The following is a 25168-nucleotide window of genomic DNA, read 5'->3' on the forward strand; positions in this document are numbered from 1 at the left end:
AGCGTTCATTCTGAGCCAGGATCAAACTCTCCAGTTATAATCCTATACTATAAACTCTTTAAAGTCTTGTTTTAGACCCGCTCTAAAATTTCTCACTGACCAATTTTCAAAGATCAAAACTTATAGGTTTGGGATCACTCTTTATGTGATCGACAAAAACCAAAATAATATACATGCAGTGTGTGTTTTTGTCAATTAATTTTTACAATTAATTTAAAATAATTTTATGGTATTTTTTCTTTCCGGCTCTCAAAAGGATTGCATTATCTTTGACATCATTTTCTAAAATCATTTGATCAAAAACTGCTATTCTGTTACCGTTAATATAAGCCCCGCCTTGTTTGACAAGTCTTCTGGCATCTGATTTGGATTTACACAAACCAACGTTCATGAATAAGTCAACCACAGGTATTTTACCTATATCTTTTTTAGTGTAGGATGAAGATGGTACGGAATTATCACTGGTGACACAATGAGTTCCTCTTGGGATACTGCTGCCGGGTAAAAGATCATTGGAAATTTCCAAAGAGCCGAACATTGAAACGGATGCCTGCAAGGCCTTGATGGCCGCATCTTCTCCATGACAAATTTTGGTAGCTTCATATGCCAGGATTGCCTTGGCTTTATTCAGGTCAGCACCCTCAAGATGTTTTACCTGCTTCATTTCTTCCATGGGAAGAAATGTAAACAAAGCAAGAAATTTTACAACATCTGCATCGTCAGTATTTACCCAGAACTGATAATACTCGTAAGAAGAAAATTTTTCAGCATCAAGCCAGACTGCCCCCTTATGAGTCTTGCCCATTTTTATACCACTGGCAGTGGTAATCAAAGGAAAAGTAATTCCAAAGGCCTGTTTTCCTACTGTTCTTCGAATCAAGTCAACGCCAGCAACAATATTGCCCCATTGATCAGACCCTCCCATCTGCAAAAAACAGCCATATGATTTGCCAAGTTGCATGAAATCATACGCCTGAAGCAGCATATAATTAAATTCAATAAACGTCAGCCCATCTTCAGAATCCATCCGGGCTTTATAACTTTCAGCCTTAATCATGCGATTGACACTGAAATGCCTGCCAATATCTCTTAAAAACGGAATATATTCAAGTTTTGTGAGCCATTGAGCATTGTCCAAAAGAAGTGCTTTATCATCTGAAAAATCAAGGAACCGGGCCAATTGGTTTTTAATTCCTTTTTTATTCCCGTCAATCTGTTCCTGAGTAATAATTTTACGAAGTTCGGTTTTTCCGGACGGATCTCCGATTAAACCTGTTCCGCCACCAACCAGTGCAATGGGCCTGTGTCCATGTCTTTGCATATGGACCAAAGCCATTATACAGACAAGACTTCCAACATGAAGACTTGCTGCTGTCGGATCAAATCCAATATAACAGGTTGCCCTGTTATTGGTTAAATAATCTTCTAATTCTTCCGTATGGGTGAGATCTTCAATAAATCCCCGTTCTTTTAATATCGAAAGGACACTCATGTGCTCTTCAACCTTTATTTTTTAGTATATTCCACTGCCCTTGTTTCCCGAATCACAACGACCTTAACCTGCCCCGGGAATGTTAAATTTTCTTCAATTTGGCGGGCAATGTCTCTGGATAGAAGCACAGCGCTTTCATCGGTAATCTTTTCACTCTCTGCGATGACTCGGATTTCACGGCCAGCCTGTATGGCATAGGTGTTGACAACCCCGTTAAAAGAATTGGCAATATTTTCCAAATCCTCCAACCGTTTGATATAGTTTTCCAGGCTCTCTTTTCTAGCACCCGGTCGTGCACCGGACAATGCATCGGCTGCCTGGACAATGTAATCATAGACTGATTCAGGCATTTGATCTTCGTGATGAGCCGCAATGGCCTTGACCACGCTTTCACTCTCACCATACCTCTTGGCAAGTTTTGCACCAATGATAGCATGGGCACCATCCACCTCATGATCCACCGCTTTCCCAATATCATGCAATAATCCCATGCGTTTGGCCAGCTTCAAATCCAACCCCAGTTCAGCAGCAATAGCACCGGACAGAAAAGCAACTTCAACAGAATGCTGTAACACGTTCTGGGCATAACTAGTTCTAAACTTGAGTTTACCAATCACTTTAATCAGTTCGGGATCAATCCCATGTACACCCAAGTCAAAGGCAGCCTGTTCTCCAGCTTCTTTAATGGTGATATCTACTTCTTCTGTCGCACGTTCGACCACATCTTCAATCCGCGCAGGATGAATTCTGCCGTCAGATATTAATTTTTCAAGTGAAAGCCTGGCAACTTCTCTTCTAACCGGATTAAATCCGGATAATATGACAGCTTCCGGTGTATCATCGATAATCAGGTCAATCCCCGTAGCCGCTTCAAGTGCCCTGATATTTCTCCCTTCACGGCCAATAATTCTTCCTTTCATTTCATCCCCTGGAAGATGAACAACTGAAACCGTCCGTTCTACTACGTATTCACCGGCATATCTTTGAATGGCAGTAGAGATGATCTTTTTAGCTTCTTTGGCTGCAGTCTCTTTGGCTTCACTGGTAATCTTTTTAATTAACTTGGCCCCTTCATGCCTGGCTTCTTCTTCCATGACTTGAAGCAAAAGGTCCTTTGCCTCTTCCAGTGTAAGTCCTGACACTTTTTCAAGCTCTTTTTTCGTTTTTTCTAACAACTCTTTATAATGATCTTCCTTTTTAGCGGCAGAATCAAATTTTTTCAGGGCTTCACTTTCTTTTTTTTGAATATTTTGTTCCCGTTTTACCAACTGATCTTCATGCTTATCAAACTTTTCACTTTTTTTAGACAGTCTTCGTTCTTCCCTTTTAAATTCAGAACGGGTTTCCTCGGTTTCAAAATCAAAATTGCTCTTCATTTCAAGAAGTCTGGATTTTGCTTCTAACTTGGCTTCTTTTAGCAACGTTGCTGCTTTAATTTTAGCCTCTCCGATTAAACGTACATGCTCTTCTTCAATATTCAGGTTTTCCTGAGTCACCTTTTTTTTAAGAATAAAAAAGGTGACAACTCCCAATCCCAACAAAACAACAGCAATTGATGAGAGCATAACCGTATATTCCATTAAACAATTCTCCTAAAGTATATTAATATCAACATATCATGTCGTAATTGTCTGATTTCATTTCCTGTTTTCATAAAGCCTTACCTGTTTAAAAAGATGCTTATAAAAATATGAAATGGGGCAAAGGCTTGAGGAAGGGAAAAACTAAACTGTATTAATTATTACAATTACCCCCACAGGCTGCCGTGTTGCTTGTTAAGGCTTTGAACCAAAGGTTCAAAAGTGGGTGTCCAATATTACCTTTAGGCTTTTCCTTACCAGGAGGAACTTAGCACACCAGTAAAAGTGTGGACTCCCTTTTTACTATGCGTTAGGACAAAGACTGTCATACAATCACGCACATTGCAGGGGTAAAAATATTTATAATAAACACTTCTCGTTTTTTTCAATTCCCGTATCAATTTTTTTTATCAAGGATGAAATTCTACTGTCTACCTCTTTTTCAAGTTCAGAGTGTTGCAATTTGAGCTCATGAAAATCCTTTGACAAATTCATAGCTGCCAATAACAATATTGCAATTTTGTTTTTCCCTGAAGCCTTACTTTGAAACAGTTTTTCAGCTTCTGTTATATACTTTTTTAAATATTGTGCAATTTGTTCCGGGTTTTTAACCTGACCATCAGGTTTAAACCTAAACTCTTCTCCGAAAAGATCAATTACAACAATTTCATCCAATGCAATCCCTTTTGCGAACCCTTTTTGCTCACATGTTTGATTGATAATCGCCTGGAGCACTATTTGAAAAATAGTTCAGCTTTTTCAAAAGCCCATCAATTTTAGATTGAATCAAAGCCTCTTGTTCTGAAAATTGTTCTTCAGTTTCATTTTTCTTGTCAAGTTCTGCTTCAAAATCCTTAATTTTTAAAATCAACCCTTCATTTTCCTGCTGAAGCGTGCGATAAGATTCTCTCATAAAATCGATTTTCTCATCGATATCATCAAACTTTTTTTTAATAAGGTCATTACCCAATTTCATACTCTCACAAAACGTATTGAAGTTCAGTATAATTCAAAATATTTCATAAAGTCAAGGCAATTCATTTGCCAAACTGTTGGACCAGGCATTCAACTTTACCAAGCTCTTCAAGCGTATTCACGCCGATAACTTGTCTTGGATCATCCATAGTGATAACCACTATTTTTTCATGTCTCTTTCGTGCTATCTCGACAACATCTGTCAAATAGTACTCTTTCTGGTTATTATCAGGTTTTATCTCATCAATAACAGATATAAGAAATTTTTTATCAAAACAATATATCCCTGCATTTACCTTTTTGATTTTCTTTTCATTTTCGGTAGCATCCGCCTCTTCTTTAATACAAAGCATGTTATTCTGCTGATCAAGAACAATACGTCCATAACCGGTCGGATCATCTACATCGGTTGCAAGAACGGATGCTTTGGCCTGATTCTGTTTATGTCCATCCATCAGATACAGGAGCGTACTCTCCTGTATCAATGGCACATCTCCGCATAATACCAGGACATTTTTAATACTGGGCTTCAATCCTGGAATTGCAACTTTAACCGCATCCCCTGTTCCCAGAAGCTCTTCTTGTACAGCATAGTCCACCTTAAAAAATTTACTGACTTCGTCTTTCACTTTCTGGGCCTGGTGACTGACAACAACAATCACATTATCCCGAGCAATTTTTTTTGCACACTTAACCACGTGGACAACCATACTTTTATTGGCAACCCTGTGAAGAACTTTGGCAATATCTGACTTCATCCTGGTTCCCTTGCCTGCAGCAAGAACAATCACACCAACATCATTATAATCTATTTCACTGCCCATATTATACTTTCTTTTCAAAAAACCTTAAGCACATAATTCAAAAAAGGGGGCGCTCCAAACCAACAAAAGCCCCCCCTTTTTTATTTACTATTCCGTTTTCCGGATACTGTTATACGTTTAAATAAAGGTCACCTTATTTTGTCCCTTTAATCCTAAGCCTGTGTAGTGCGCGTTTCAAGGCAACTTCAGCTCTTACAAGATCCGTATCAGCAGCTTTGGCTGCAAGGCGCTTTTGTGCTCTTTCTTTTGCCTTTGTTGCCCTTTCAACATCAATATCCTGTCTATACTCAGCAGACTCGGCAAGAATGGTCACCTTGTCCGGTAAAACTTCTGCAAATCCACCATTGACAAAAAGATATCTTTCCTTTCCGCTGGCGTCTCTATACCGAAGCGTTCCAATTTTCAGCGATGTGAGGAATGTGGTATGCCCTTTAAGCGCACCAAACTCACCTTCTGAACCTGGGGCAACCACAATTTCGACTTCTTCACTGACAATTGCTTTCTGCGGTGTAACGATTTCAAGAAATAATTTCTCAGCCATGATATCCCTCCGGATGTTTAAGCAGATTTTGCCTTTTCAATGGCCTCTTCAATAGAACCCACCATATAGAAAGCATTTTCTGGAAGATCATCATGTTTACCATCAATAATTTCTTTAAATGATCTTACAGTATCTTCAACCGTAACAAATTTACCCGGCATACCGGTAAATGTTTCTGCAACAGTGAAAGGCTGCGACAAAAATTTCTGCAGCCTTCTGGCTCTTTGTACGGTGACCTTATCTTCATCAGAAAGCTCGTCCATACCCAAAATTGCTATAATATCCTGAAGTTCTTTGTATTTTTGAAGTGTCTGCTGAACCACACGGGAAACATTATAATGTTCTTCACCAATATAAGCTGCATCAAGAATTCTGGATGTGGAGTCCAAAGGATCCACAGCAGGATAAATACCCAGTTCAGCAATCTGACGGGAGAGAACAACCGTACCGTCAAGATGACCAAAAGTGGTGGCAGGTGCAGGGTCTGTCAAGTCATCAGCAGGAACATAAACACATTGAACTGCTGTAATGGATCCTTTATCTGTGGATGTAATACGTTCCTGGAGTTCACCCATGTCAACGGCAAGTGTCGGCTGGTAACCAACCGCAGAAGGCATACGGCCTAAGGTTGCAGAAACCTCTGCACCGGCCTGGGTAAAACGGAAAATATTATCAATAAATAAAAGTACATCCTGTCCTTCTTCATCACGAAAGTATTCTGCACAGGTCAATGCGGAAAGTGCAACCCTTGCTCTTGCTCCGGGAGGTTCCGTCATCTGGCCATACACCAGTGCACATTTTGGAAGAACACCGGAATCTTTCATCTCATGGTAAAGGTCATTACCTTCACGGGTTCTTTCCCCTACTCCGCCAAATACGGAAATACCACCATGCGCCTTGGCAATATTGTTAACCATTTCCATCATGATAACGGTCTTGCCAACACCGGCACCGCCAAACATCCCCATTTTACCGCCACGGGGGAAGGGTACGAGAAGGTCAATAACCTTGATACCAGTTTCAAGAACTCTTACAGAAGTATCCTGCTCTGTAAAGGCAGGTGCCTGTCTATGGATGGGAAGCATTTTTTCCTGAGAGATGTCACCCAGGCCGTCAACGGCTCTTCCCACAACGTTAAGAATTCTTCCTAAGGATGCTTCACCAACCGGCATCATAATGGGAGCGCCCGTATCTTTAACAGGCATACCTCTTTGAAGACCGTCGGTTATGTCCATACCAATACATCTGACCACATTATCACCCAGATGCTGGGCCACTTCAACAACAAGATTATCTTCCATATCACTAATATTCGGGTTGGTTATCTTTAAAGCTGTCAGAATCTTCGGAAGATTTCCGGGTTCAAACTCAACATCGATAACCGCACCAAGTACCTGTGCTATTTTACCTATATTTTCAGCCATTTTTTTCTCCTTAAAGCTGTTTTTATATTAACTTTTCTTAAGATCTATCCTTTAAGTGCTTCCGCACCACCGACAATATCCATAAGGTCAGCTGTAATACCGGCCTGTCGTGTTTTATTGTATATTGTCTGAAGTTCTCCAATGATATCTTCACATGCGCTGGTTGCATTATCCATAGCTTTCATACGAGCGGCATGCTCACTGGTAGACGTCTGAAGCAGTGCATCATATATCTGAATAAAAATATTCTTTGGCAGCATCTGTCCCAGCAAAGCATCAGAAGAAGGCTCACAGATGTGTTCCGGAAGGAATTCACCCTCTTTGTCTTTTTCTTTTTCTTCTGCCACATCTTCAAGAGAAGGAATGGGAAGAATTTGCTTTATAGTCGCCTCTTGTCTTGCCAGACTTACGAAGTCAGAATAAATCAAATATGCTTCATCAACAGCTCCTTCAAGAAAAGAGTCTATCAATTTTTGTCCTGAAGAGGATGCCACAGAGAACTCAATGTTTCCACCCACAACACCGATGAATTCATCATCAATGGGCTGGGGTTGTTTTTTTGCCCAGTCTCTTCCTCTTTTACCAAAACAGATAAAGGAAACATCCTTGCCTTCAAATTCCGATTCAATTAATTTTTGAGCTTTTGTAATTAAATGTACATTAAAACCGCCACAAAGCCCCCTGTCGGATGTACAGAGGATGAGCGCCACTTTTTTAACTTCATCACGGGGAACAAGCAAAGGACTTGCATTGTCACCGGCTTTACCGGCAATGCTTCCCAGAACCTCGGCAAATTTGCCGGCATAGGGCTTAAACTGCTCCATACTGTTCTGGGCACCGCGTAATCGTGAAGTGGCGACCATTTTCATGGCAGAGGTAATCTGTCTAGTCTTTTTTACGCTGACTATCTTTGATTGTACTTCTTTTAAAGTTGCCATTATATCTACCTTTACGCCTATATGTTAGTGAATACTTTCACAGAAAATTCCAAGTGCCTATACTGCATCCTTGAATTCTTCGTCATAGGCTTCAAGGCATTGTTTTAATTTGCCTTCAATCTCTTCTGTAATTTCTTCTTTTTCTTTTAACCCGGAAAAAATTTCAGGAAAACGATTTTCAACAAACGAATAAAGGCCTTCTTCATATTTTGCAACGGCTTCTCTTGGATATTTATCAATATAGCCTTTGGTTCCCGCATAAAGGGCCGTTACCATTTTTTCCATTGTAAGCGGTTTAAACTGAGGTTGTTTCAAAAGTTCAACCAGTCTTTCACCACGGGTCAGCTGTTTTTGTGTTGCTTCGTCAAGGTCAGAACCGAATGCGGCAAAGGCTTCAAGTTCACGGAACTGAGCAAGATCAAGACGCAGGGTCCCTGCAACCTGTTTCATTGCCTTTACCTGGGCTGCACCACCCACCCGTGACACAGACAAACCAACATCAACAGCAGGACGGATACCGGCAAAGAAAAGGTCTTTATCAAGGAAGATCTGACCGTCTGTGATGGAGATAACATTGGTCGGGATAAATGCAGACACATCACCTTCCTGGGTTTCAATAATCGGAAGTGCAGTCAAAGAACCGGCCCCCTCTACATCACTGAGTTTCGAAGATCTTTCAAGCAGCCTTGAATGGTTGTAGAAAATGTCACCAGGAAAAGCTTCTCGTCCCGGAGGACGTCTGAGAAGCAAAGATACTTGACGATAAGCGGCAGCCTGTTTTGAAAGATCATCATAGATAATCAGGGCATGCTCTCCCTTATCCCTGAAGTATTCACCCATGGCACATCCGGCATAGGGAGCAAGATACTGCATGGCTGCAGCTTCAGAAGCGGACGCAATAACAACAGTTGTGTATTCCATTGCCCCATGCTCTTCAAGAGCTGCAACCACCTGGGCAACCGTTGATTTTTTCTGACCGCAGGCAACATATATGCATTTCATATCGGTTTCTTTTTGTGCAATGATGGCATCAACGGCAATAGCTGTTTTTCCGATCTGACGGTCACCAATGATAAGCTCACGCTGACCTCTGCCAACAGGGGTCATGCCGTCAACTGCTTTTGCACCGGTGTAGCAAGGCTCATGAACAGATTGTCTGGCAATAACACCGGGAGCAACCAGTTCCACATTCATAACAGTTTTAGCGTTAATAGGACCTTTACCGTCAACCGGTTCTCCGGTTGTGGTCACAACACGCCCTAAAAGCTCCTCACCAACAGGAACTGATGCAATACGTTCAGTTCTTTTAACAATATCACCCTCCTTGATTTCTTTATCATCACCAAGGATGGCAACACCGACATTATCGGCTTCAAGGTTCAACGCAAGGCCTAAAATTCCGCCGGGGAACTCAACAAGTTCCATTGCTTTTACTTTTTCAAGACCATATACGCGGGCAATACCGTCACCCGCAGAAAGAACAACACCGGTTTCACTCAGGTCAACCTCTGCATCAAACCCTTTGATCTGGTCTTTTATTATCTGGCTTATTTCTTCTGCTTTAATTTCCATTAGACACTCTCACCTTTTTTTAATGTTTCTCTCATATTCATCAGCTGAGTTTTTACACTTCCGTCCATAACAAGATCACCTATCTTGGTCACCACACCACCAATGAGACTTGAATCCTGCTGAACATTCAGAACAATAGTTTTTCCGGTCTTTTTTGACAAAGATTCTTTAATCTTGTCCACTGCTTCCGATGACAACTCAGTTGCAGAAACGATGCTGGCTTTGACAACACCTTTAAGTTCATCTGCCAGGTCTTTATAATAAGAAGCAATCTCTCTTAAAAAACCGATTCTACCTTTATCAAACAAAAGAATCAGAAAAGATTTCATTATAGCTGACAAATCTATAGCAGCCAAAACTGCCTCAAGAACCTTTTTTCTGTCATTTTTATTATACAAAGGATTGGTCAATGCAGACTCGAAACCTTCCTGTGTATCAAAGAGTCCGACAACTGACTCAAGTTCTGCATTATATTGTTCTGCCTGGCCGTCTTCCTGGCCGATAAGTATCAATGCTTTGGCATAACGCCTGGAAACCGCTAAATTTTTCATTATGCCACCACCTTTTTCAAATATTCGTCAACAAGTTTGTCCTGATCATCAGATGAAATGGAGGCAATAATCACTTCTTCAGCTTTCCCCAGAGCTTTTTCAACGATTTCTCGTTGAAGTGTGGCTTTTGCAGACTTGAATTCCTGTTCGATATTCCGTTTGGCCACAGCTTCAAGTTTTTCAGCCTGTTCCCCTGCTTCAGCTATAATTCTTGTCTTAGCTTCTTCACCCTGTTTAATATAATCTTCAACAATCTGTTTAGATTCCTGATCAAGATTTTTAAACTTGGTTTGATATTCAGCCAGTTTTGTTTCAGCATCTGCTTTTTTTAATTCAAGTTCCTTAATCTCATCTTCAATATCTTTAGCACGGGATGAGAAAAACTGGGCAACCGGTTTTCTGGCAATAAAAAATACACCAACAGCAAGAAGACCAAAATTCAATACTTTCCATGTATCGACTGTAAGCCATGCATTGTGCACTCCGCCATGCCCGCCATCAGAAGATGCAAAAGCAATACCGGTTAAAACAAAAACAAGTGTTGCTACAAAACCCATCACTTGCAGTTGTCCCTTTTTTAATCCTAATTTTTTCATTAGCAAGCCCTCCTCAAAATCTTTTCGCCTATGGCTTTGGCATATGCCTCCACTTCACCTTCAAGCGCTTTGCGGGCCTGATCAGTCTCGTCTGCCACCTGTTTTTTAATTTCGACAAGGTTAGCTTGAGCTTTCTTGTTAATTCTGTCGATTATTTCCTTTTCTTCTTGAGATGCTTCTTCTATAAAGGTTTCTTTCTCTTTCAAACCTTCTGTTCTGGCTTGTTTCAACCCATCTTTGTATGCATCTTCTCCGGCAATAAGATCGCTTGAGGCTTTTTCAGACCTCTTTTGCATACCTTCAATTTTTGCCTTTCTTTCAAGGAGAACACTACGGATTGGTTTGTACAGAACTAGATTTAGCACAAAAAGCAGAACCAGGAAATTGATCATCTGATATACCAAAGATATATCAGGAATCACAGTTATCATAAAATCCCCTCCGCCAGTTAATAATTATAAAAAAATCAACTACTTATATCTTCCTAGCTGTTTTTACATAAAACAGCCTAAATTTAAATCAAATCGTGACTTGAGTACCATCCGGGAAATCATTTGTCAACATTGAAAAACAAAATTTTGATGATCATTTGGATGAAAATTTTCGCATGCTGATATTTAAAAGAATCCCAAATCCCACCATGTTAGTAATGACTGATGAACCGCCATAGGATACAAGAGGCAAGGGAACACCGACAACGGGCATGAGTCCCATGACCATTCCAATATTGATAAATATCTGCCAAAAAATCATGATTGTAACACCAAAAGCAAGAATGGAGCCAAACATATTCCGGCAATTATATGCAATATTCAACCCCCATAATAAAAGGAAAAAATAGAGGATCAAAAGGATACTGGATCCCACAAGTCCCCATTCTTCAGCAAGAACGGATGCGATAAAGTCCGTATGCTGTTCCGGTAAAAAGGACAATGCGCTCTGGGTTCCTTTTAAAAATCCCTTGCCTGTCAGCATCCCCGATCCAATAGCTATTTTTGATTGAATGATATGGTATCCCGCTCCAAGGGGATCTCTGTCAGGATTCAAAAAGGTCAATATCCTTAATTTTTGATACTCTTTTAATGCAAACCAGACCAAAGGGACAGCAGCAAAACAGACACCTGCTAATGTAAAAAACACCTTTCGTTCCACCTTGACAAACAGAGTAATTGAGCCTGCGATTAAAAGTAAAAGCAATCCTGTTCCAAGATCAGGCTGTTTCACTATTAAAACAAATGGAATTGTACATAAGATTACCGGGTTGATCAATTTTCTGAAATTGAGCCCGGTCTGGGAAACCGAAGTTGAATAGACAGACGAAAGGCTTATAATCAAGGCTATTTTCATCAATTCAGACGGCTGAATCCTGACAAATCCAAGAAGAAGCCATCGTCTGGATCCACCACCAATCTCTCCAAAAAAAATAACGCTGATCAAAAGTCCAACGCAGAGCACATAAATAAACAGATTTAATTTATCCAGATCTCTAAAATCAATCATCACTGTAATCATCATTATAGTGAAACCTGTACCCATCCAGATCATTTGCTTTTTAAAAAGGACGTGGACAACACCGGCGTCTTGTCCGGCAGTCAGGGCACTGTATAAAATCACAAGACCCATAGAGCCGATCAAAAGGATTAATGCAACAAATCCCCAGTCAAAATTCTCTATCAGTCTCCTGTCAAACATGGGCTACTCCGTTAATGTTTCTTCTGTTGAAAGGTCTTGTGTATATTGCTTTATTAAAGCGCCTGCTATAGGTGCTGCTGTACTTGATCCATGCTCTCCGTGCTCAATCATCACAGATATAGCGATAACAGGATTTTGAGCAGGGGCATAACTTACAAACCAGGCATGATCCCGTAATGAATATTTCAGGTCTTCTGTTTTTATTTTTTCATCTTTTTTAATACTAAAAACCTGGGCAGTCCCTGTTTTTCCTGCTATTTCAACATTTTTCAGTCTAATTCCTCTTGCCGTCCCCCTTTTACCCTGGACAACTTTTAAAAGTGCGGTTCTAACTATATGCAGAGTCTCTTTGCTTGCAGGCAGGCCGCCTGTAATTTGAGGCTCAATTTTCTTAATAATTTTTCCATGGCTATCCTCAATAGTTTTGACAATTCTGGGTCTGTACAAGGTGCCGCCATTTCCCACAGCAGCCATCAAGACCGCCATTTGCAAAGGTGTAACCAAATTATAACTCTGCCCTATCGCCACTGAAAGTGTTTCACCACCTTGCCAGGATTCATTGTATCGTTTCTTCTTCCAGATCGAGGTTGGGATGAGTCCTTTCCTTTCATTTTCAAGCATAATACCTGTTTTTTTTCCAAGTCCGCTACCCCTTGCATACTGTGCCAGTGCATCCACACCTGTTTTAACCCCTGCCTGATAATAAAAGACATCACAGGATTGTGCAAGAGCGTCAATAATACTTAGCTCACCATGCCCCTGTTTCTTCCAGCAGCGATAAGCCCTATTGCCATATTTGAAAAATCCCGGACAGTATGTAGTGGTATTCACATCAATATGTTTTTCTTCAAGTGCTGCAAATGAGGTAATTATTTTATATGTGGAGGCCGGAGGATATTCTGCCTGAATAGCCTTATTGATCATTGGTTTGCCCGGATCAGTCATCAGTGCTTTCCATTTTTTGCTGCTGATGCCACCAATGAAATCGTTTTGATCAAAACTTGGACTGCTTGCCATCACAAGGATATCTCCATTGTCAGGATCAATGGCCACAATCGCCCCCTCCTTGTTTTCAAGCAATTTTTGAGCTGTCTTTTGCAGATCAAGATCCAAAGTAAGATTTAAATCGAGCCCTGCGACAGGATCAATAGTTTTCAAAATCTTAATCGTTCTACCATTGGCATCAACTTCTATTTGCCTTCCGCCCCGTTTTCCCCGCAGATATTTTTCAAAACTTTTTTCAATACCATATCTGCCGATTAAGTCTCCTGACCTAACATTGGGATAGTTGCCACTTTTCAATTCCTTCCTGTTTATTTGTCCTATATATCCTAAAATATGGGTAGCAGTTTTTGTGTGCATATAATGTCTTGTGGGCTCTATATCGATATGAACCCCCGGCAGATCAAATTTATGAGCCTCAACTATGGCAAGCTGCTCCCTTGAGATATCATTTTTTAATATTACAGATTTGTAAAAAGCTCCCTTTCCTGCCCGGGTGATACTGTCCATGAGTTCCTGGAAAGGGACTTGGATCAATTTGGCAACTTTTTCAACAGTCTCTTCAACATCGCCCGAATCTTCACGCACTATTTTAAGATTAAAAGAAGGTCTGTTATCAACCATCAGTTTTTTATTCCTGTCAAATACAAGACCGCGAGACGGCTTGATACTTTTAAGACGAACGGCATTTTTTTCAGATAAAAGTCTGTATTCCTCACCTTTAATAATTTGAAGATATATCAACCGAAAAAATAAGACGGCAAAAACAAACAAAACGCACACACTTGCACCGATAAGTCTTTGCTTTATCCATTCTCTATCTGGATTTTTATTGAATTCAGTCAATCCTGCCCTCTGTATTTTTAAGCCATCTGTTTCGCAAAAATTTTGTTATAAAAATCCAATTCTGCCAGCAAACATTTACCAGCCAGATACCGGGTGGGATAAAAATAAACCCCCAAAATGCCTGTCTTATCAGAAGACCGAAATCAAATGTCCAGATGGTGTTGCTGCCTTGATTGACAAAGACTGAGAATAACAGCAACCCCTGCTGGATGAATACGGACACAACGCTGATAATAAAAATGAAAATGATACTTTTTTGAAAAAGTAATTGTTTGACTAAATATACGATGATATAAATCCATAAATACGAAAAAATATGATAGCAGAATGGAACACCGGAGATACTGTCCATGATGCATCCAATAATAATGACAGCAGCAATCATTGAATAGTGGGATGAAATAAGGCTTAAAAAAAGAACATCAATGATCAGCAGATCAAAGCACTGAACAAACCAGGAAAAAGATGGCAGGACAATCGTTTGAAGGATAATTAAAAAAATCGTTAGAATGATGAAAAACACTGCATTCATTATTGAACCATTTCAAAATAATTCATCGATCGTTTTTAAACACAAGGACTTCTTCTATTCTGTCAAAATCAACGCTGGTCTCTATAGTGATATCTTGAAAAAGTTGAGCGTGGACCTTTGTCACTTTTAAAATTCTGCCGATTTTAAGCCCTTTGGGAAACACTTGATCCAAACCGGATGAGATAATCATTTCGCCCTCTTTCACCTCATCTTTTCTTAATGCATATACAAAGGAACAATTATCCTCATTGTTCCCTTTTACAATACCGCGGACACGGGAATTCTGAACAAGCGCATCAACAGCAGAGTTTCTGTCCGTAATCAAAAGAACTCTGGAATAATTGTTTGCAACTTTGATTGTTTGTCCGACAATTCCTTCGGAAACAAGCACAGGGCTTCCTTTCACAAGACCATTTTTTGCACCCTTATCGATGATAATGGTTTTAAACCATGGAGATGGATCCCTTGCAATAATTTGAGCTGCCACATAAGTGTCTGGAACTTGGCCAGTAAAATTAACAAATTTTTTAAGCCGGATATTTTCAAGTTCCAGCTCTTCATACCGATTTTTGATTTCTATTGCTTTCCCAAGCTGTTTTTTAAGTTCAACATTCTCTTTAACGGCAAGAACTGACATAAAGTATGTATCCCAGATATTTTGGGTAAAATAAATGGTTTTGCTAACTGCCATCTGGATAGGAGAAGTAATAGAAATGAATAATCGATCAATACCGCTGACCGGCAACGATTCCCTGCTGCTCATGGTTATTACAGTAAAATTAATTGCAATAAAGAGAGCAAGCCCAACAAAAATAAGCAGTTTGTGTGAAAACATTAAATCAGCTAATGACTACTTCTTTCAAAACATCAATATTGTCGAGGGATTTTCCGCAACCCAGGGCTACTGTAGACAAGGGATCATCGGCTATAACAATGGGGAGCCCCGTCTTTTCTTTAAGTAATTTATCCAGATTCTTCAGTAAAGCACCCCCGCCGGTTAAAATAATTCCGGAATCAACGATATCTGCTGCAAGTTCAGGAGGGGTCTGTTCAAGTGCAATGCGAACCGTTTCAACAATCGCATCAATCTGTTCGGAAATGGCGACCCGAACTTCCTCAGAATCAATGGCAAGTATTTTAGGAATACCGGATACAAGATCTCGGCCCTTGACCTCTATGGTTTCAAGATTTTCAAGATCAGGATACGCATTTCCAATAGTTATTTTGATTATTTCTGCAGTTCTTTCACCAATCAGAAGATTGTATTTTCGCTTTATGTGCTGGCTGATGGAAGCGTCCATTTTATCACCAGCAACCCTTAAAGATCTTGTATAAACAATACCGGAAAGTGAAATGACGGCTACTTCCGTTGTTCCACCACCAATATCAACGACCATATTACAGATCGGTTCAGAAATGGGAAGGTCTGCACCAATTGCTGCAGCCATGGGTTCTTCAATTAAAAAAACTTCTCTTGCTCCGGCAGATTCTGCCGATTCTCTAACCGCTCTTTTTTCAACCTGGGTAATACCGGATGGTACAGCTATGACAATTCTAGGGCGGACAAGGGTTTTTCTGTTATTGTGAACTTTTCGGATAAAATGTTTTAACATTGCCTCTGTGACCTCAAAATCAGCAATCACACCATCCCTCATGGGCCTTATAGCAACAATATTACCCGGTGTACGCCCCAGCATTCTCTTTGCTTCAGTGCCCACGGCAAGCACTTTGCTTTTTGCCATCCTATCCGTTCTGACAGCAACAACTGAGGGCTCACTCAATACAATTCCTTTTCCCTTAACATAAACGAGTGTGTTAGCCGTCCCAAGATCAATGGCCAAATCATTGGAAAAGGCTCCAAGCAAAGAGTCGATTATAAAATTCATTTTACCTCTTATAAGAAAAATATTTGTAAATTGTATTTAAACACAAAAGATCTTATTAAAGATTATTTGCTAACAAACTTATCAGTTTTTTACAAGTGCAAAAACCTTAATACCACAATATTTCATATTAATTCAGAATATATTAAATCATGTATTTGCGGACGGAATTTTTTTATCCCCTCATTTGATCTTAACGGGTGTACTCTATTGGTTAAAAAAATAACTATCAATGATGTTTCAGGATCAATCCAGAGAGAGGTGCCTGTAAATCCAAGATGGCCCACAGACGAAGATGAAAGGAATTGGCCTGAAGAAGAATTCTTTTTGGAAGGCGTGTCAAATCCTGCAACCATGTCATAGTAATTTTTCTTTTGAACAAAGGCGCTTATAATATCAGGTGCCAATACCTTTGTTGGTTTATTCAGCAATGCATTCAATATTTCACGGCAAAGTTTATATATTGAGCCAGCATCTCCGAAAAGTCCGGCATGACCTTCTATCCCACCAACAGCCCAGGCATTATCATCGTCCACTTCACCTATCAGAAGTTTCTTCCTCCAGGGACATTTCTGGGTGGCCACAATTTTTTGTCGATACTTGTTAAATTTTTTATTTTTTAGATTCAGATCTACGAAAAACAAATCATCAATTTCAAGGGGAGAATAAATTTGCTCTGAAACAAACCGATCCAGTCTTTGGCCGGCTATTTCTTCAATTATCCATGACAGGACCATAAAGCCTAAATCACTGTAAATCTGACACTCATCAATTTTATTTTCAAGTGCTTCATGGACAAGAAGATACCTCAAATGCTGCCTTGAATTTCCATTTATTTTTATAATTTTTCTAAAATACTCACGAAAAGCGGAAAATCCTGATGTATGTCTGAGCAGCATATCAATGGTAATATCTGCTTTGGGGGATAGTTTAAATTCTTTCAGAATTGATCCTATCTTCTGATTCAAAAAAACCTGTTGTCTTTCAATGAGCTTGGATACGGCCAATGTCGTCGCCAGAGGTTTTGTCAAGGAGGCAAGATCGAAAATACTGTCTTTTCTCATTTTTCTTTTTTCGAAAATATCAGCCATCCCATAAGATTCATGGAAGACAATTTTCTGGTTTGTGGCACATAAGAGAACTGCCCCGGGAAAAATACCCTTTGAAATTGCCTGTTCCATCTCTCTGGAAATTCTGTCTTTTCCCATAAAAATTAAATCCAGTGAATTCTTGAAGACATTGTATCCATCTTAATATCAGCTCCCATGCATAAAGACAAATTGACCTTTCCATGGCCGGAATCCAACCCTGAAAGAATCGGAACATTATATTCCTCAAATATTTCAGACAGTATCTCTCCTATATACTCTTCATTGTCACACTTTTTAAAAGCCCCGGTAATCACTCCTTGTATCCCTTCAAACAAACCTGCCATTTTCATCTGAGTCAGCATCCGGTCAATTTTATAGGCCGGCTCTCCGATGTCTTCCAGAAATAAAACCGTATTCTTAAAGTCCGGTTGAAACTTTGTGCCCAGAAGATGGGATATGGTTGCGATATTCCCTCCCTTTAATATACCTGTACACTTACCGGGCTTGATAATTTGCCCGTCCGGCACTTCGATTTCATCAGAAGAACCCGTTAGCGTTTTGTAAAACGAATCAATGGTTTTTTGGGGGGCACTGGCCAATGAAACCACAGTGGGCCCGTGGATAACTGAGCTTCCCGTTTTACCAATGATAGACAACAATATGGCGGTATTGTCGGAGAACCCGATAAACGGTTTGGAATTTTGCTTGATACTGTTCCAGTTTAAGTGATTCAGGATTCTCATCGCTCCGAAACCACCCCTGGCACAAATAATTCCATCTATATCCGGATCTGAAAAAAGTCGGTTAATCACATTTGCCCGAAGGACATCATCTCCTGCAAGATATCTCTTCTTTTTAAAGATCTCTTCAGGGACTTTAACCTCAAACCCCAAATTTTTAAGAACCTGAATCCCTTTATTTAATTTTTCAATGTCAAAGCGTGCGGATGGCGCACAGGCACCTAATACATCCCCGGATTTTAAAGGACTGAGTCTTTTCATAGTAAAGCAACACATTAAGCAGGGCGTAATGTCAACAAATTAATAAATTTTAACTTAAAACATTACGCAGCCGTAAAACTGAACAATTGGCATTCTTAACGATTTTCTGGGCACAGGTCTGTGAAAACGCCTCATTAACCTTGCGTCTGTGATTATGGTAAACCACAATTAAATCTGCCCCCCATTTATCTGCCATTTCCAAAATCACCTCATAGTGCTTGCCAACCAGCACTTTGGCGATGACATTGTCCCCACAGTTTTGATCTATGAATTCTTTTAATGCTTTGGCAAATTCGTTTTTGGCCTCGGCTTTCATCTCTTCTGTAACAAAAGACGCCACTATGGGCATACCAAATCCCGGCATCACACTGACCAAATGAATATCGGCACCACTTAATCTGGCAATATCTGCTGCATTATCATAGACTGCCTTTGATGTTTTTGGATAATCCACATCAATGGGTACTAGTATTTTTTTAAACATAAGTTACTCCTGCAAAAAAATCAGGTTGGTGCAAGCTTATCCCTTCTTTTCCGCTGCACAAAAAAGACCAGTGCCAAAAGACCCAGTGCCGGAATAAACATAAGTTGTTTTGCGGGTCGCTTTGATGGAATTTTAATCATTAATATTTCCTGATCAAAATCTATTCCCATTTTCTCAGCATTGCTTGAAAAAACCACATTATCCACCAGGACCTTACCCTCTTCAATGCGTATTTCAAACCCGATCTCATTAAGCCTGTCCACACCATTTTCAGCATTACCCACTGGAAACATTAATGCTTTTGTATACTCCTTGCCTTTCATGTTCTCGCCTTTGATTTTCAGACGAAGCATGGAACCGGACTCCAGGTTTTCAACAATCTGAACCAATTGGGTCCCGGGCTTTTCCTCAAAGGGCGGATAAACATTGTCCCAGAAAAATCCGGGTCGGAACAAGGTAAAGGTCACCAGCAGCAAGGCAATGGTTTCATAAAACCTGTTCTTTGTCAGAAAAAAGCCCTGGGTAGCGGCGGCAAATACCAGCATGGCAATCACGGCGGAAACAACCACAGTGACCAAGTGGAACCAGGTACCAATCCCAATCATCAAAAGCTCTGTATTAAAAATAAACATAAAGGGCAGGATGGCAGTTCTGATATCATAGGTAAACCCCTGGATGCCCGTGCGGATCGGATCACCGCCGGATATCCCGGCTGCCGCAAAGGCAGCCAGCCCCACAGGCGGTGTATCATCCGCCAGAATACCAAAATAAAACACAAAAAGATGGACAGCAATCAAAGGGACAATCAAGCCGTTTTGTGCCCCCAGCTCCACTATAACCGGTGCCATCAAAGTCGATACGACAATATAATTGGCCGTCGTGGGAAGTCCCATGCCCAGGAGCAGGCTGATGATTGCCGTAAAAAATAATATGAGTACCAGATTTCCACCGGAAATAAACTCCACAAACTCGGTCATGACAAGACCGATACCGGTAAGGGTTACAGTTCCGACAACAATACCGGCGGCAGCCGTTGCCACACCAATCCCGATCATGTTTCTTGCGCCCGACACAAGGCCGTTAACAAATTCATGAAATCCTTTTTTAAAAGAAAAATCATCCCCTTTTGTTTTTCTTATAACTCCCTTTAACGGGCGCTGAGTCAATACAATAACAATGAGCAGCATGGTTGCCCAATAGGCTGATAAAGAGGGTGACAGCCGTTCCACTGTCAGGCACCACATCAGAACAACAACGGGAAGTAAAAAATAATAGCCTGCCTGAGCTGTTTCCTTAAGATCAGGCAGTTCGTTTATTTCATGGGAGGTGTCAAGTTCCGGCACCCTGCAGGCAAGCCATATCAGTGCAAAATATGCTACAGCAAGCAGCAGGGATACGATATAAATGGTTGCTTTACCGGCCGCAACCTTTATCCATCCAAGGCCGTAATAGGTCGCACCACCAATGATGATGATAAAAAGAAAGGTCATAACAAAGGAGAGTAGTTTTTGGGCCACGGTTTTTGTAACCGTTCTTTCCATGCCCTTGAGCCCCATTTTACATGATTCAAGATGGACAATATAAACCAGTGCAATATAAGAAATAATCGCCGGTAAAAACGCATGCTTTATAACTTCAAGATAGGAAATGCCTACATATTCTACCATTAAAAATGCTGCTGCCCCCATAACCGGCGGGGTGAGCTGACCATTGGTGGAAGCGGCCACCTCAACAGCGCCTGCCTTTTCCGCCGAAAACCCGACTTTTTTCATCAAGGGGATGGTAAAAGTTCCCGTGGTAACAACATTGGCAATGGAAGACCCTGATACAAGCCCTGTCATACCGGAGGATACGACTGCTGCCTTGGCAGGTCCCCCTCTCATATGGCCCAGGCCTGCAAATGCTGTCCTGATAAAGTAATTACCCGCACCTGCTGATTCCAATAAAGATCCAAACAGCACAAACATAAAGACCATGCCTGTTGAAACCCCTATTGCCACCCCGTAAACCCCTTCTGTACCCAGCCAGTAGTGAGACATGCCTTTGACAAGACTTGCCCCTTTGTGTGCAATCACATCCGGCATCCAGGGTCCGGCAAAGGTATAAAGAATAAAGACTGAAGCGACCACCATTAAGGGTGGGCCCAAGGCACGTCTTGTTGCTTCCAATAATAAAATCAAGCCGATCACTGCTACAACAAGGTCAATGGTTAAAGGATCACCCGGACGTTCTGAAAGCCCTGCATAAAACAAAAATAGATAAGATGCACAGAAAGCCGCAACCAATGCCAGAAACCAATCCTGGAGGGGGATATAATCCCTTGGAGATGATTTGAATGTCGGATAGGCAGTATAGGCTAAAAACATGGCAAATGCCAGGTGGATGGCCCTTGCTTCTGTGGAATTAAATACCAGGATATTGAAAATAAACGGCAAGGGAGATGCATACCATAATTGAAAGAGTGTCCAGATCAAAGGGACATAAAAGAGGACTTTCTTGGGAAATGCGCCGACAGGATTTCTCGCTCCGGTATCCGCCTCGGCAATCATCTCCTGCAGTGCATCCTGATCGACTGTAGTGCTATTTGCTTCAGTCATTGTGACGATTCCTCCATGGGGAAATAAGTAATTTAGACAGACAATTACTTATTCTTATAAAAAAATAATAAAAGTGTGCGGCCTTTTGCCGCACACTTTTGTATTCAAACCAGGGAAAGGATTACAACAACCCTGCTTCTTTGTAGTATTTCTTTGCACCGTCATGGAGGGGTGCGGAAAGACCATCTTTGATCATCTCTTCTTTTTTCAGATTTGCAAATGCAGGATGGAGTTTTTTGAATTGATCAAAATTTTCAAATACTGCTTTTACAATATGATAAATAACTTTTTCAGGAGTATTGGTTGAGCTGACAAAAGTTGCGCCCACACCAAATGTAGTCGTATCCGTATCAGTCCCGCGATACATGCCGCCAGGAATTGATGCCGTTCTATAATAGTCAGCATCATTAACCAGTTTATCAATGGCAGGACCTGTCACATTTACCATCACAGAATCACAGGAAGTGGTCGCTTCTTTGATAGATCCTGAAGGATGACCAACAGTAAATACCATGGCATCAATTTTGTTGTCACAAAGTGCAGCTGACTGCTCAGCAGATTTAAGTTCTGAAGCCAGTTTGAAATCAGCTTTTGTCCAGCCCAGAGCTTTCATGACAACTTCCATGGTTCCGCGCTGACCGGAACCGGGATTCCCAATATTGACCCGTTTGCCTTTCAGATCCGTAAAGTTTTTTATGCCGGAATCAGCACGCGCAACTACTGTAAAGGGCTCAGGATGAACACTGAAAACAGCTCTCAAATTTTTATTGGGTCCTTTGGCAGCAAACTTGCTGGTTCCATTATACGCATGATACTGCCAGTCAGACTGGCAGACACCCATATCCAGTTCGCCTGCTCTAATGGCATTAAGGTTGTATACAGACCCACCCGTACTCTCCACTGAGCAGCGGATATTATGAACTTTTCTGCCTTTGTTAACAAGACGTGAAATGGCACCGCCGGTTGGATAATAAACACCGGTTACGCCACCGGTTCCAATGGTAACAAAGGTTTGATCAGCTGCCTGAACAGGAGCTGAGCCCATAAAAAGAACCAATCCAAAAAGTGCTGCGATACAAAAAACAAATAACTTTTTCATTTGAACCTCCAATTTAAATATTAAATTCATTCTCTTCGCTGTTATGCTAAAGAATCATCCTCAATTTCAAAACTTTCTATTTGCCTTTACTTCCTCCTTTTTTTATTTACAATTATTTTCAGGTTATTACATTACCAAAAGCAATCTTCATACCATAGCCACTTTTATATGAAACACCAAAACTCCCATACATGATTCATTCTCTTAGAATTGATGATATAATCAATTATTAAGCTTGAATCCTTATAGAATCAGTCAAATAGCAATAAGAAGGATGTCCACAGCAGGATTTGAGTATTCCATCAAGTTTGATCATTTCATCAACAACTATTTCAGATCGTTGCTGCCAGAGACTTATCCTAAAATCTATCGTTATCATAACAATTTGTAAAGTTATTTTTTTAATATAATTCTTGCATCAACCACATCCAGTCCCTGTTCATAAAGAATCACCGGATTGAGATCCATTTCCTCAATTTCAGGATAAGATTCAATCAACTCGGAACACATGGATATCAGCTTTCTTAATGTTTTCTTATCATAGCCCTTCTGCCCTCTTACACCATCTAAAAGAATAGAAGACCGGGTATCTTCGATCATTTTTTTACTGGATGTCGGGGAAACCGGAAGAACCCAGAATGTTACATCTTTCATGATTTCAACCATGATACCGCCAAGCCCGTACATGATAACCGGACCAAACTGCTCATCTATCTTGGTTCCAATAATAATTTCAAGGCCCTTTTGTGCCATTGGTGCAACAAGAACACCTCTAATATCCGCTTTTGGATTATAGGCATTGGCACTTTTAAAAATCTGTTGAAATCCTTTTTTAACTTCTTTTTCAGAACTTAAATTAAGCTTAACGCCTCTGGCATCGCTTTTGTGCAGGATATCCGGAGAAACAATCTTTAAAACAACTTTCTCTTTAATTTTACTTGCAATTTCCCATGCCTCATCGGAAGTTTTTGCCACCTGCCCCACAGACGTTGGTGCACCATGCAGCTTGATCAATTGTTTTGCCTCATGCTCTAAAAGCACATGACGGCCTTCTTTTTTGGCTTTTTCAATAATCTGTTGACCTTCTTTTTTTGCCTTGGCCCGCCAATTAAAGATAAAACTGCGTTTGGCATGATATGATTTCAGATAGTTGCCATATTTACAAAGCGAGGCCACACACTTACAGGAAATATCCAGTGAATCATGAACCGGTATATCATAATGCCGCAGCAGATCCAGAGCGTGAGACTCGTATGAACCGAAAAGGGAATGCACAAAAATCGGTTTGTTCCTTTTTTTCACCATTGCCCCGAATCGATGAGCAGCCGCTTCTTCTCCAATGGCAAGGCTTTCTTCAAACCGGATGCCGTATCCGCCAAAAAGTCCGACCACAAGTAATCCCCCAACATTGGAATCCTTTAGTATAATTTTGGCACAATCGGCAAATACGCTGGGGTCAGAATCTGTTCCCCCTGCCACATCAACAGGATTGACCACCGATGCTGCTTCCGGTAAAATCTTCCTTAATTTTTCCTTGGTTTTATCAGATAACTCCGGCAGATTAACACCATAATCCGTCAAAAGATCTGCAGCAATCGTCGCATGCCCCCCGCCATCCGCCAAGATGGCAATGGTATTATTTTTAATGGCAGGCTGGCTTGAAAGTGTTTCTGCCACAGGAAATAATTCATCAGAATTTTCAATAACAATAATACCGGCCCGTTCATAGGCCAGCTTTGCCACTTCACCACTTCCTGCAAGGGAGCCGGTATGAGATCCTGCCGATTTTTTTCCTGTTGCTGACCGGCCGCTCTTTAAGAGGACAATCGGTTTCTCAATACTTGTATTATGGGCTTCCTGCAAAAATTTGCGTCCCTCGCTCATCCCTTCGACATACATCAGGATGGATTTGGTATCCGGGTCATTTCTGAAAAATTCAAGATACTCATGGAACTTGATATCTGCTTCATTACCCACACCGACATAATAAGTAAAACCTTCATGCTTTCGTATGGTGGCTTCGGTAATGAGGGTAAGCGCCATGTTACCGCTTTGACACAGCAGTGCAATATTTCCCCTGGGTGCGTTTTGAATACCCACAAGATTTAAATTACTTTTCAAGTTGATCATGCCGGAGGTATTGGGCCCGATTAACCTGACACCGGTTTCTTTTGCAGCAGCAACAACATCGTCTTCAAGTTTTTTCCCTTTATCCCCGAGTTCCCTGAAACCACCGGCAATGATAACAGCCCCGGAAACATTTTTTTCACCGCATCTTTTCAAAATACCCGGAATCGTCCTGGCCGGTGTTGTAATTAAAGCAAGATCGACAAACCCTTCAATATCAGTAATATCTTTATAACAGGGAAGCCCCAGAATCATATCTTCTTTTGGGTTTACCGGATAAATCTGTCCTTCAAAACCATCTGCCAGAAGGGTTTTAATGGC

At 40.8% G+C, this 25168-nt stretch carries 23 protein-coding genes and 1 other RNA gene; all 24 read right to left on the minus strand.

Annotated features, from left to right (window positions below; all coding sequences use genetic code 11):
* Window positions 1-208 precede the first annotated feature (208 nt).
* Window positions 209-1492 carry a tyrosine--tRNA ligase gene (gene tyrS / locus HGJ91_RS15375; RefSeq protein ID WP_291348732.1) on the minus strand — a complete coding sequence of 428 codons (1284 nt, stop codon included), beginning with the start codon at window positions 1490-1492 and terminating at the stop codon, window positions 209-211.
* Between the two features lie 14 nt (window positions 1493-1506).
* Window positions 1507-3072: a ribonuclease Y gene (gene rny / locus HGJ91_RS15380; RefSeq protein ID WP_291348733.1), complete on the minus strand. Its 1566-nt coding sequence runs from the start codon at window positions 3070-3072 to the stop codon at window positions 1507-1509.
* Between the two features lie 166 nt (window positions 3073-3238).
* A non-coding RNA gene (gene ssrS / locus HGJ91_RS15385) (6S RNA) lies at window positions 3239-3426 on the minus strand.
* A 6-nt stretch (window positions 3427-3432) separates the two neighbouring features.
* Window positions 3433-3747 carry a cell division protein ZapA gene (locus HGJ91_RS15390; protein WP_291348734.1) on the minus strand — a complete coding sequence of 105 codons (315 nt, stop codon included), beginning with the start codon at window positions 3745-3747 and terminating at the stop codon, window positions 3433-3435.
* A 28-nt stretch (window positions 3748-3775) separates the two neighbouring features.
* The gene (locus HGJ91_RS15395) at window positions 3776-4048 is read right to left on the minus strand and encodes a DUF904 domain-containing protein (RefSeq protein ID WP_291348735.1); all 273 of its coding nucleotides are present in this window, start codon (window positions 4046-4048) and stop codon (window positions 3776-3778) included.
* Between the two features lie 61 nt (window positions 4049-4109).
* Entirely contained in the window at window positions 4110-4871 is a 762-nt protein-coding gene (locus HGJ91_RS15400; RefSeq protein WP_291348736.1) for a sugar phosphate nucleotidyltransferase, read from the minus strand.
* Between the two features lie 133 nt (window positions 4872-5004).
* Window positions 5005-5412, minus strand: a complete 408-nt coding sequence (locus HGJ91_RS15405; RefSeq protein ID WP_291348738.1) for a F0F1 ATP synthase subunit epsilon — start codon at window positions 5410-5412, stop codon at window positions 5005-5007.
* 17 nt (window positions 5413-5429) lie between these two features.
* Window positions 5430-6836, minus strand: a complete 1407-nt coding sequence (atpD, locus tag HGJ91_RS15410; protein WP_291348739.1) for a F0F1 ATP synthase subunit beta — start codon at window positions 6834-6836, stop codon at window positions 5430-5432.
* A gap of 44 nt (window positions 6837-6880) precedes the next feature.
* Window positions 6881-7774: an ATP synthase F1 subunit gamma gene (gene atpG / locus HGJ91_RS15415; protein ID WP_291348740.1), complete on the minus strand. Its 894-nt coding sequence runs from the start codon at window positions 7772-7774 to the stop codon at window positions 6881-6883.
* A 57-nt stretch (window positions 7775-7831) separates the two neighbouring features.
* A complete protein-coding gene (gene atpA, locus HGJ91_RS15420) occupies window positions 7832-9346 on the minus strand; it encodes a F0F1 ATP synthase subunit alpha (RefSeq protein WP_291348741.1) in 1515 nt (504 codons plus the stop codon).
* Window positions 9346-9897, minus strand: coding sequence for an ATP synthase F1 subunit delta (atpH, locus tag HGJ91_RS15425; protein ID WP_291348742.1), 552 nt, complete (start codon window positions 9895-9897; stop codon window positions 9346-9348). Before atpH ends, atpA begins: the two co-directional genes overlap by 1 nt.
* Window positions 9897-10493, minus strand: a complete 597-nt coding sequence (locus HGJ91_RS15430; protein ID WP_291348743.1) for an ATP synthase F0 subunit B — start codon at window positions 10491-10493, stop codon at window positions 9897-9899. The genes atpH and HGJ91_RS15430 overlap by 1 nt, the downstream gene beginning before the upstream one ends.
* Window positions 10493-10924 (minus strand): ATPase, encoded by a 432-nt coding sequence (locus HGJ91_RS15435; RefSeq protein WP_291348744.1) that lies wholly within the window; start codon window positions 10922-10924, stop codon window positions 10493-10495. The genes HGJ91_RS15430 and HGJ91_RS15435 overlap by 1 nt, the downstream gene beginning before the upstream one ends.
* 154 nt (window positions 10925-11078) lie before the next feature.
* Window positions 11079-12185: a rod shape-determining protein RodA gene (gene rodA, locus HGJ91_RS15440; RefSeq protein ID WP_291348745.1), complete on the minus strand. Its 1107-nt coding sequence runs from the start codon at window positions 12183-12185 to the stop codon at window positions 11079-11081.
* A gap of 3 nt (window positions 12186-12188) precedes the next feature.
* The gene (gene mrdA / locus HGJ91_RS15445) at window positions 12189-14033 is read right to left on the minus strand and encodes a penicillin-binding protein 2 (RefSeq protein WP_291348746.1); all 1845 of its coding nucleotides are present in this window, start codon (window positions 14031-14033) and stop codon (window positions 12189-12191) included.
* Window positions 14026-14565 carry a hypothetical protein gene (locus HGJ91_RS15450; RefSeq protein WP_291348747.1) on the minus strand — a complete coding sequence of 180 codons (540 nt, stop codon included), beginning with the start codon at window positions 14563-14565 and terminating at the stop codon, window positions 14026-14028. Before HGJ91_RS15450 ends, mrdA begins: the two co-directional genes overlap by 8 nt.
* A gap of 22 nt (window positions 14566-14587) precedes the next feature.
* Window positions 14588-15400: a rod shape-determining protein MreC gene (mreC, locus tag HGJ91_RS15455; RefSeq protein ID WP_291348748.1), complete on the minus strand. Its 813-nt coding sequence runs from the start codon at window positions 15398-15400 to the stop codon at window positions 14588-14590.
* A gap of 4 nt (window positions 15401-15404) precedes the next feature.
* Complete coding sequence (locus tag HGJ91_RS15460; protein ID WP_367142618.1) at window positions 15405-16442, minus strand: rod shape-determining protein; 1038 nt, start codon at window positions 16440-16442, stop codon at window positions 15405-15407.
* Between the two features lie 131 nt (window positions 16443-16573).
* Window positions 16574-17656 carry a serine hydrolase gene (locus tag HGJ91_RS15465; protein WP_291348750.1) on the minus strand — a complete coding sequence of 361 codons (1083 nt, stop codon included), beginning with the start codon at window positions 17654-17656 and terminating at the stop codon, window positions 16574-16576.
* A 5-nt stretch (window positions 17657-17661) separates the two neighbouring features.
* Window positions 17662-18540 (minus strand): LD-carboxypeptidase, encoded by an 879-nt coding sequence (locus tag HGJ91_RS15470; RefSeq protein ID WP_291348751.1) that lies wholly within the window; start codon window positions 18538-18540, stop codon window positions 17662-17664.
* 49 nt (window positions 18541-18589) lie between these two features.
* Window positions 18590-19024, minus strand: coding sequence for a universal stress protein (locus HGJ91_RS15475; protein ID WP_291348752.1), 435 nt, complete (start codon window positions 19022-19024; stop codon window positions 18590-18592).
* 20 nt (window positions 19025-19044) lie between these two features.
* Complete coding sequence (locus tag HGJ91_RS15480) at window positions 19045-21621, minus strand: TRAP transporter permease (RefSeq protein ID WP_291348753.1); 2577 nt, start codon at window positions 21619-21621, stop codon at window positions 19045-19047.
* 121 nt (window positions 21622-21742) lie between these two features.
* Window positions 21743-22720 (minus strand): TAXI family TRAP transporter solute-binding subunit, encoded by a 978-nt coding sequence (locus tag HGJ91_RS15485; RefSeq protein WP_291348754.1) that lies wholly within the window; start codon window positions 22718-22720, stop codon window positions 21743-21745.
* Between the two features lie 393 nt (window positions 22721-23113).
* Window positions 23114-25168 (minus strand): acetate--CoA ligase family protein (locus tag HGJ91_RS15490; RefSeq protein WP_291348755.1); only part of this gene is annotated, 2055 nt, incomplete at its 5' end.

The sequence above is a fragment of the Desulfobacula sp. genome (assembly GCF_014237455.1).
Classification (GTDB): domain Bacteria; phylum Desulfobacterota; class Desulfobacteria; order Desulfobacterales; family Desulfobacteraceae; genus Desulfobacula.

Excerpts from the sequence above, each read along its gene's own strand:
- tyrS (WP_291348732.1), bottom strand. The coding sequence starts at position 1,492 with ATGAGTGTCCTTTCGATATTAAAAGAACGGGGATTTATTGAAGATCTC.
- rny (WP_291348733.1), bottom strand. The coding sequence starts at position 3,072 with ATGGAATATACGGTTATGCTCTCATCAATTGCTGTTGTTTTGTTGGGA.
- HGJ91_RS15395 (WP_291348735.1), bottom strand. The coding sequence starts at position 4,048 with ATGAAATTGGGTAATGACCTTATTAAAAAAAAGTTTGATGATATCGAT.
- HGJ91_RS15400 (WP_291348736.1), bottom strand. The coding sequence starts at position 4,871 with ATGGGCAGTGAAATAGATTATAATGATGTTGGTGTGATTGTTCTTGCT.
- HGJ91_RS15405 (WP_291348738.1), bottom strand. The coding sequence starts at position 5,412 with ATGGCTGAGAAATTATTTCTTGAAATCGTTACACCGCAGAAAGCAATT.
- atpD (WP_291348739.1), bottom strand. The coding sequence starts at position 6,836 with ATGGCTGAAAATATAGGTAAAATAGCACAGGTACTTGGTGCGGTTATC.
- atpG (WP_291348740.1), bottom strand. The coding sequence starts at position 7,774 with ATGGCAACTTTAAAAGAAGTACAATCAAAGATAGTCAGCGTAAAAAAG.
- atpA (WP_291348741.1), bottom strand. The coding sequence starts at position 9,346 with ATGGAAATTAAAGCAGAAGAAATAAGCCAGATAATAAAAGACCAGATC.
- atpH (WP_291348742.1), bottom strand. The coding sequence starts at position 9,897 with ATGAAAAATTTAGCGGTTTCCAGGCGTTATGCCAAAGCATTGATACTT.
- HGJ91_RS15430 (WP_291348743.1), bottom strand. The coding sequence starts at position 10,493 with ATGAAAAAATTAGGATTAAAAAAGGGACAACTGCAAGTGATGGGTTTT.
- HGJ91_RS15435 (WP_291348744.1), bottom strand. The coding sequence starts at position 10,924 with ATGATAACTGTGATTCCTGATATATCTTTGGTATATCAGATGATCAAT.
- rodA (WP_291348745.1), bottom strand. The coding sequence starts at position 12,185 with ATGTTTGACAGGAGACTGATAGAGAATTTTGACTGGGGATTTGTTGCA.
- HGJ91_RS15450 (WP_291348747.1), bottom strand. The coding sequence starts at position 14,565 with ATGAATGCAGTGTTTTTCATCATTCTAACGATTTTTTTAATTATCCTT.
- mreC (WP_291348748.1), bottom strand. The coding sequence starts at position 15,400 with ATGTTTTCACACAAACTGCTTATTTTTGTTGGGCTTGCTCTCTTTATT.
- HGJ91_RS15465 (WP_291348750.1), bottom strand. The coding sequence starts at position 17,656 with ATGGGAAAAGACAGAATTTCCAGAGAGATGGAACAGGCAATTTCAAAG.
- HGJ91_RS15470 (WP_291348751.1), bottom strand. The coding sequence starts at position 18,540 with ATGAAAAGACTCAGTCCTTTAAAATCCGGGGATGTATTAGGTGCCTGT.
- HGJ91_RS15475 (WP_291348752.1), bottom strand. The coding sequence starts at position 19,024 with ATGTTTAAAAAAATACTAGTACCCATTGATGTGGATTATCCAAAAACA.
- HGJ91_RS15480 (WP_291348753.1), bottom strand. The coding sequence starts at position 21,621 with ATGACTGAAGCAAATAGCACTACAGTCGATCAGGATGCACTGCAGGAG.
- HGJ91_RS15485 (WP_291348754.1), bottom strand. The coding sequence starts at position 22,720 with ATGAAAAAGTTATTTGTTTTTTGTATCGCAGCACTTTTTGGATTGGTT.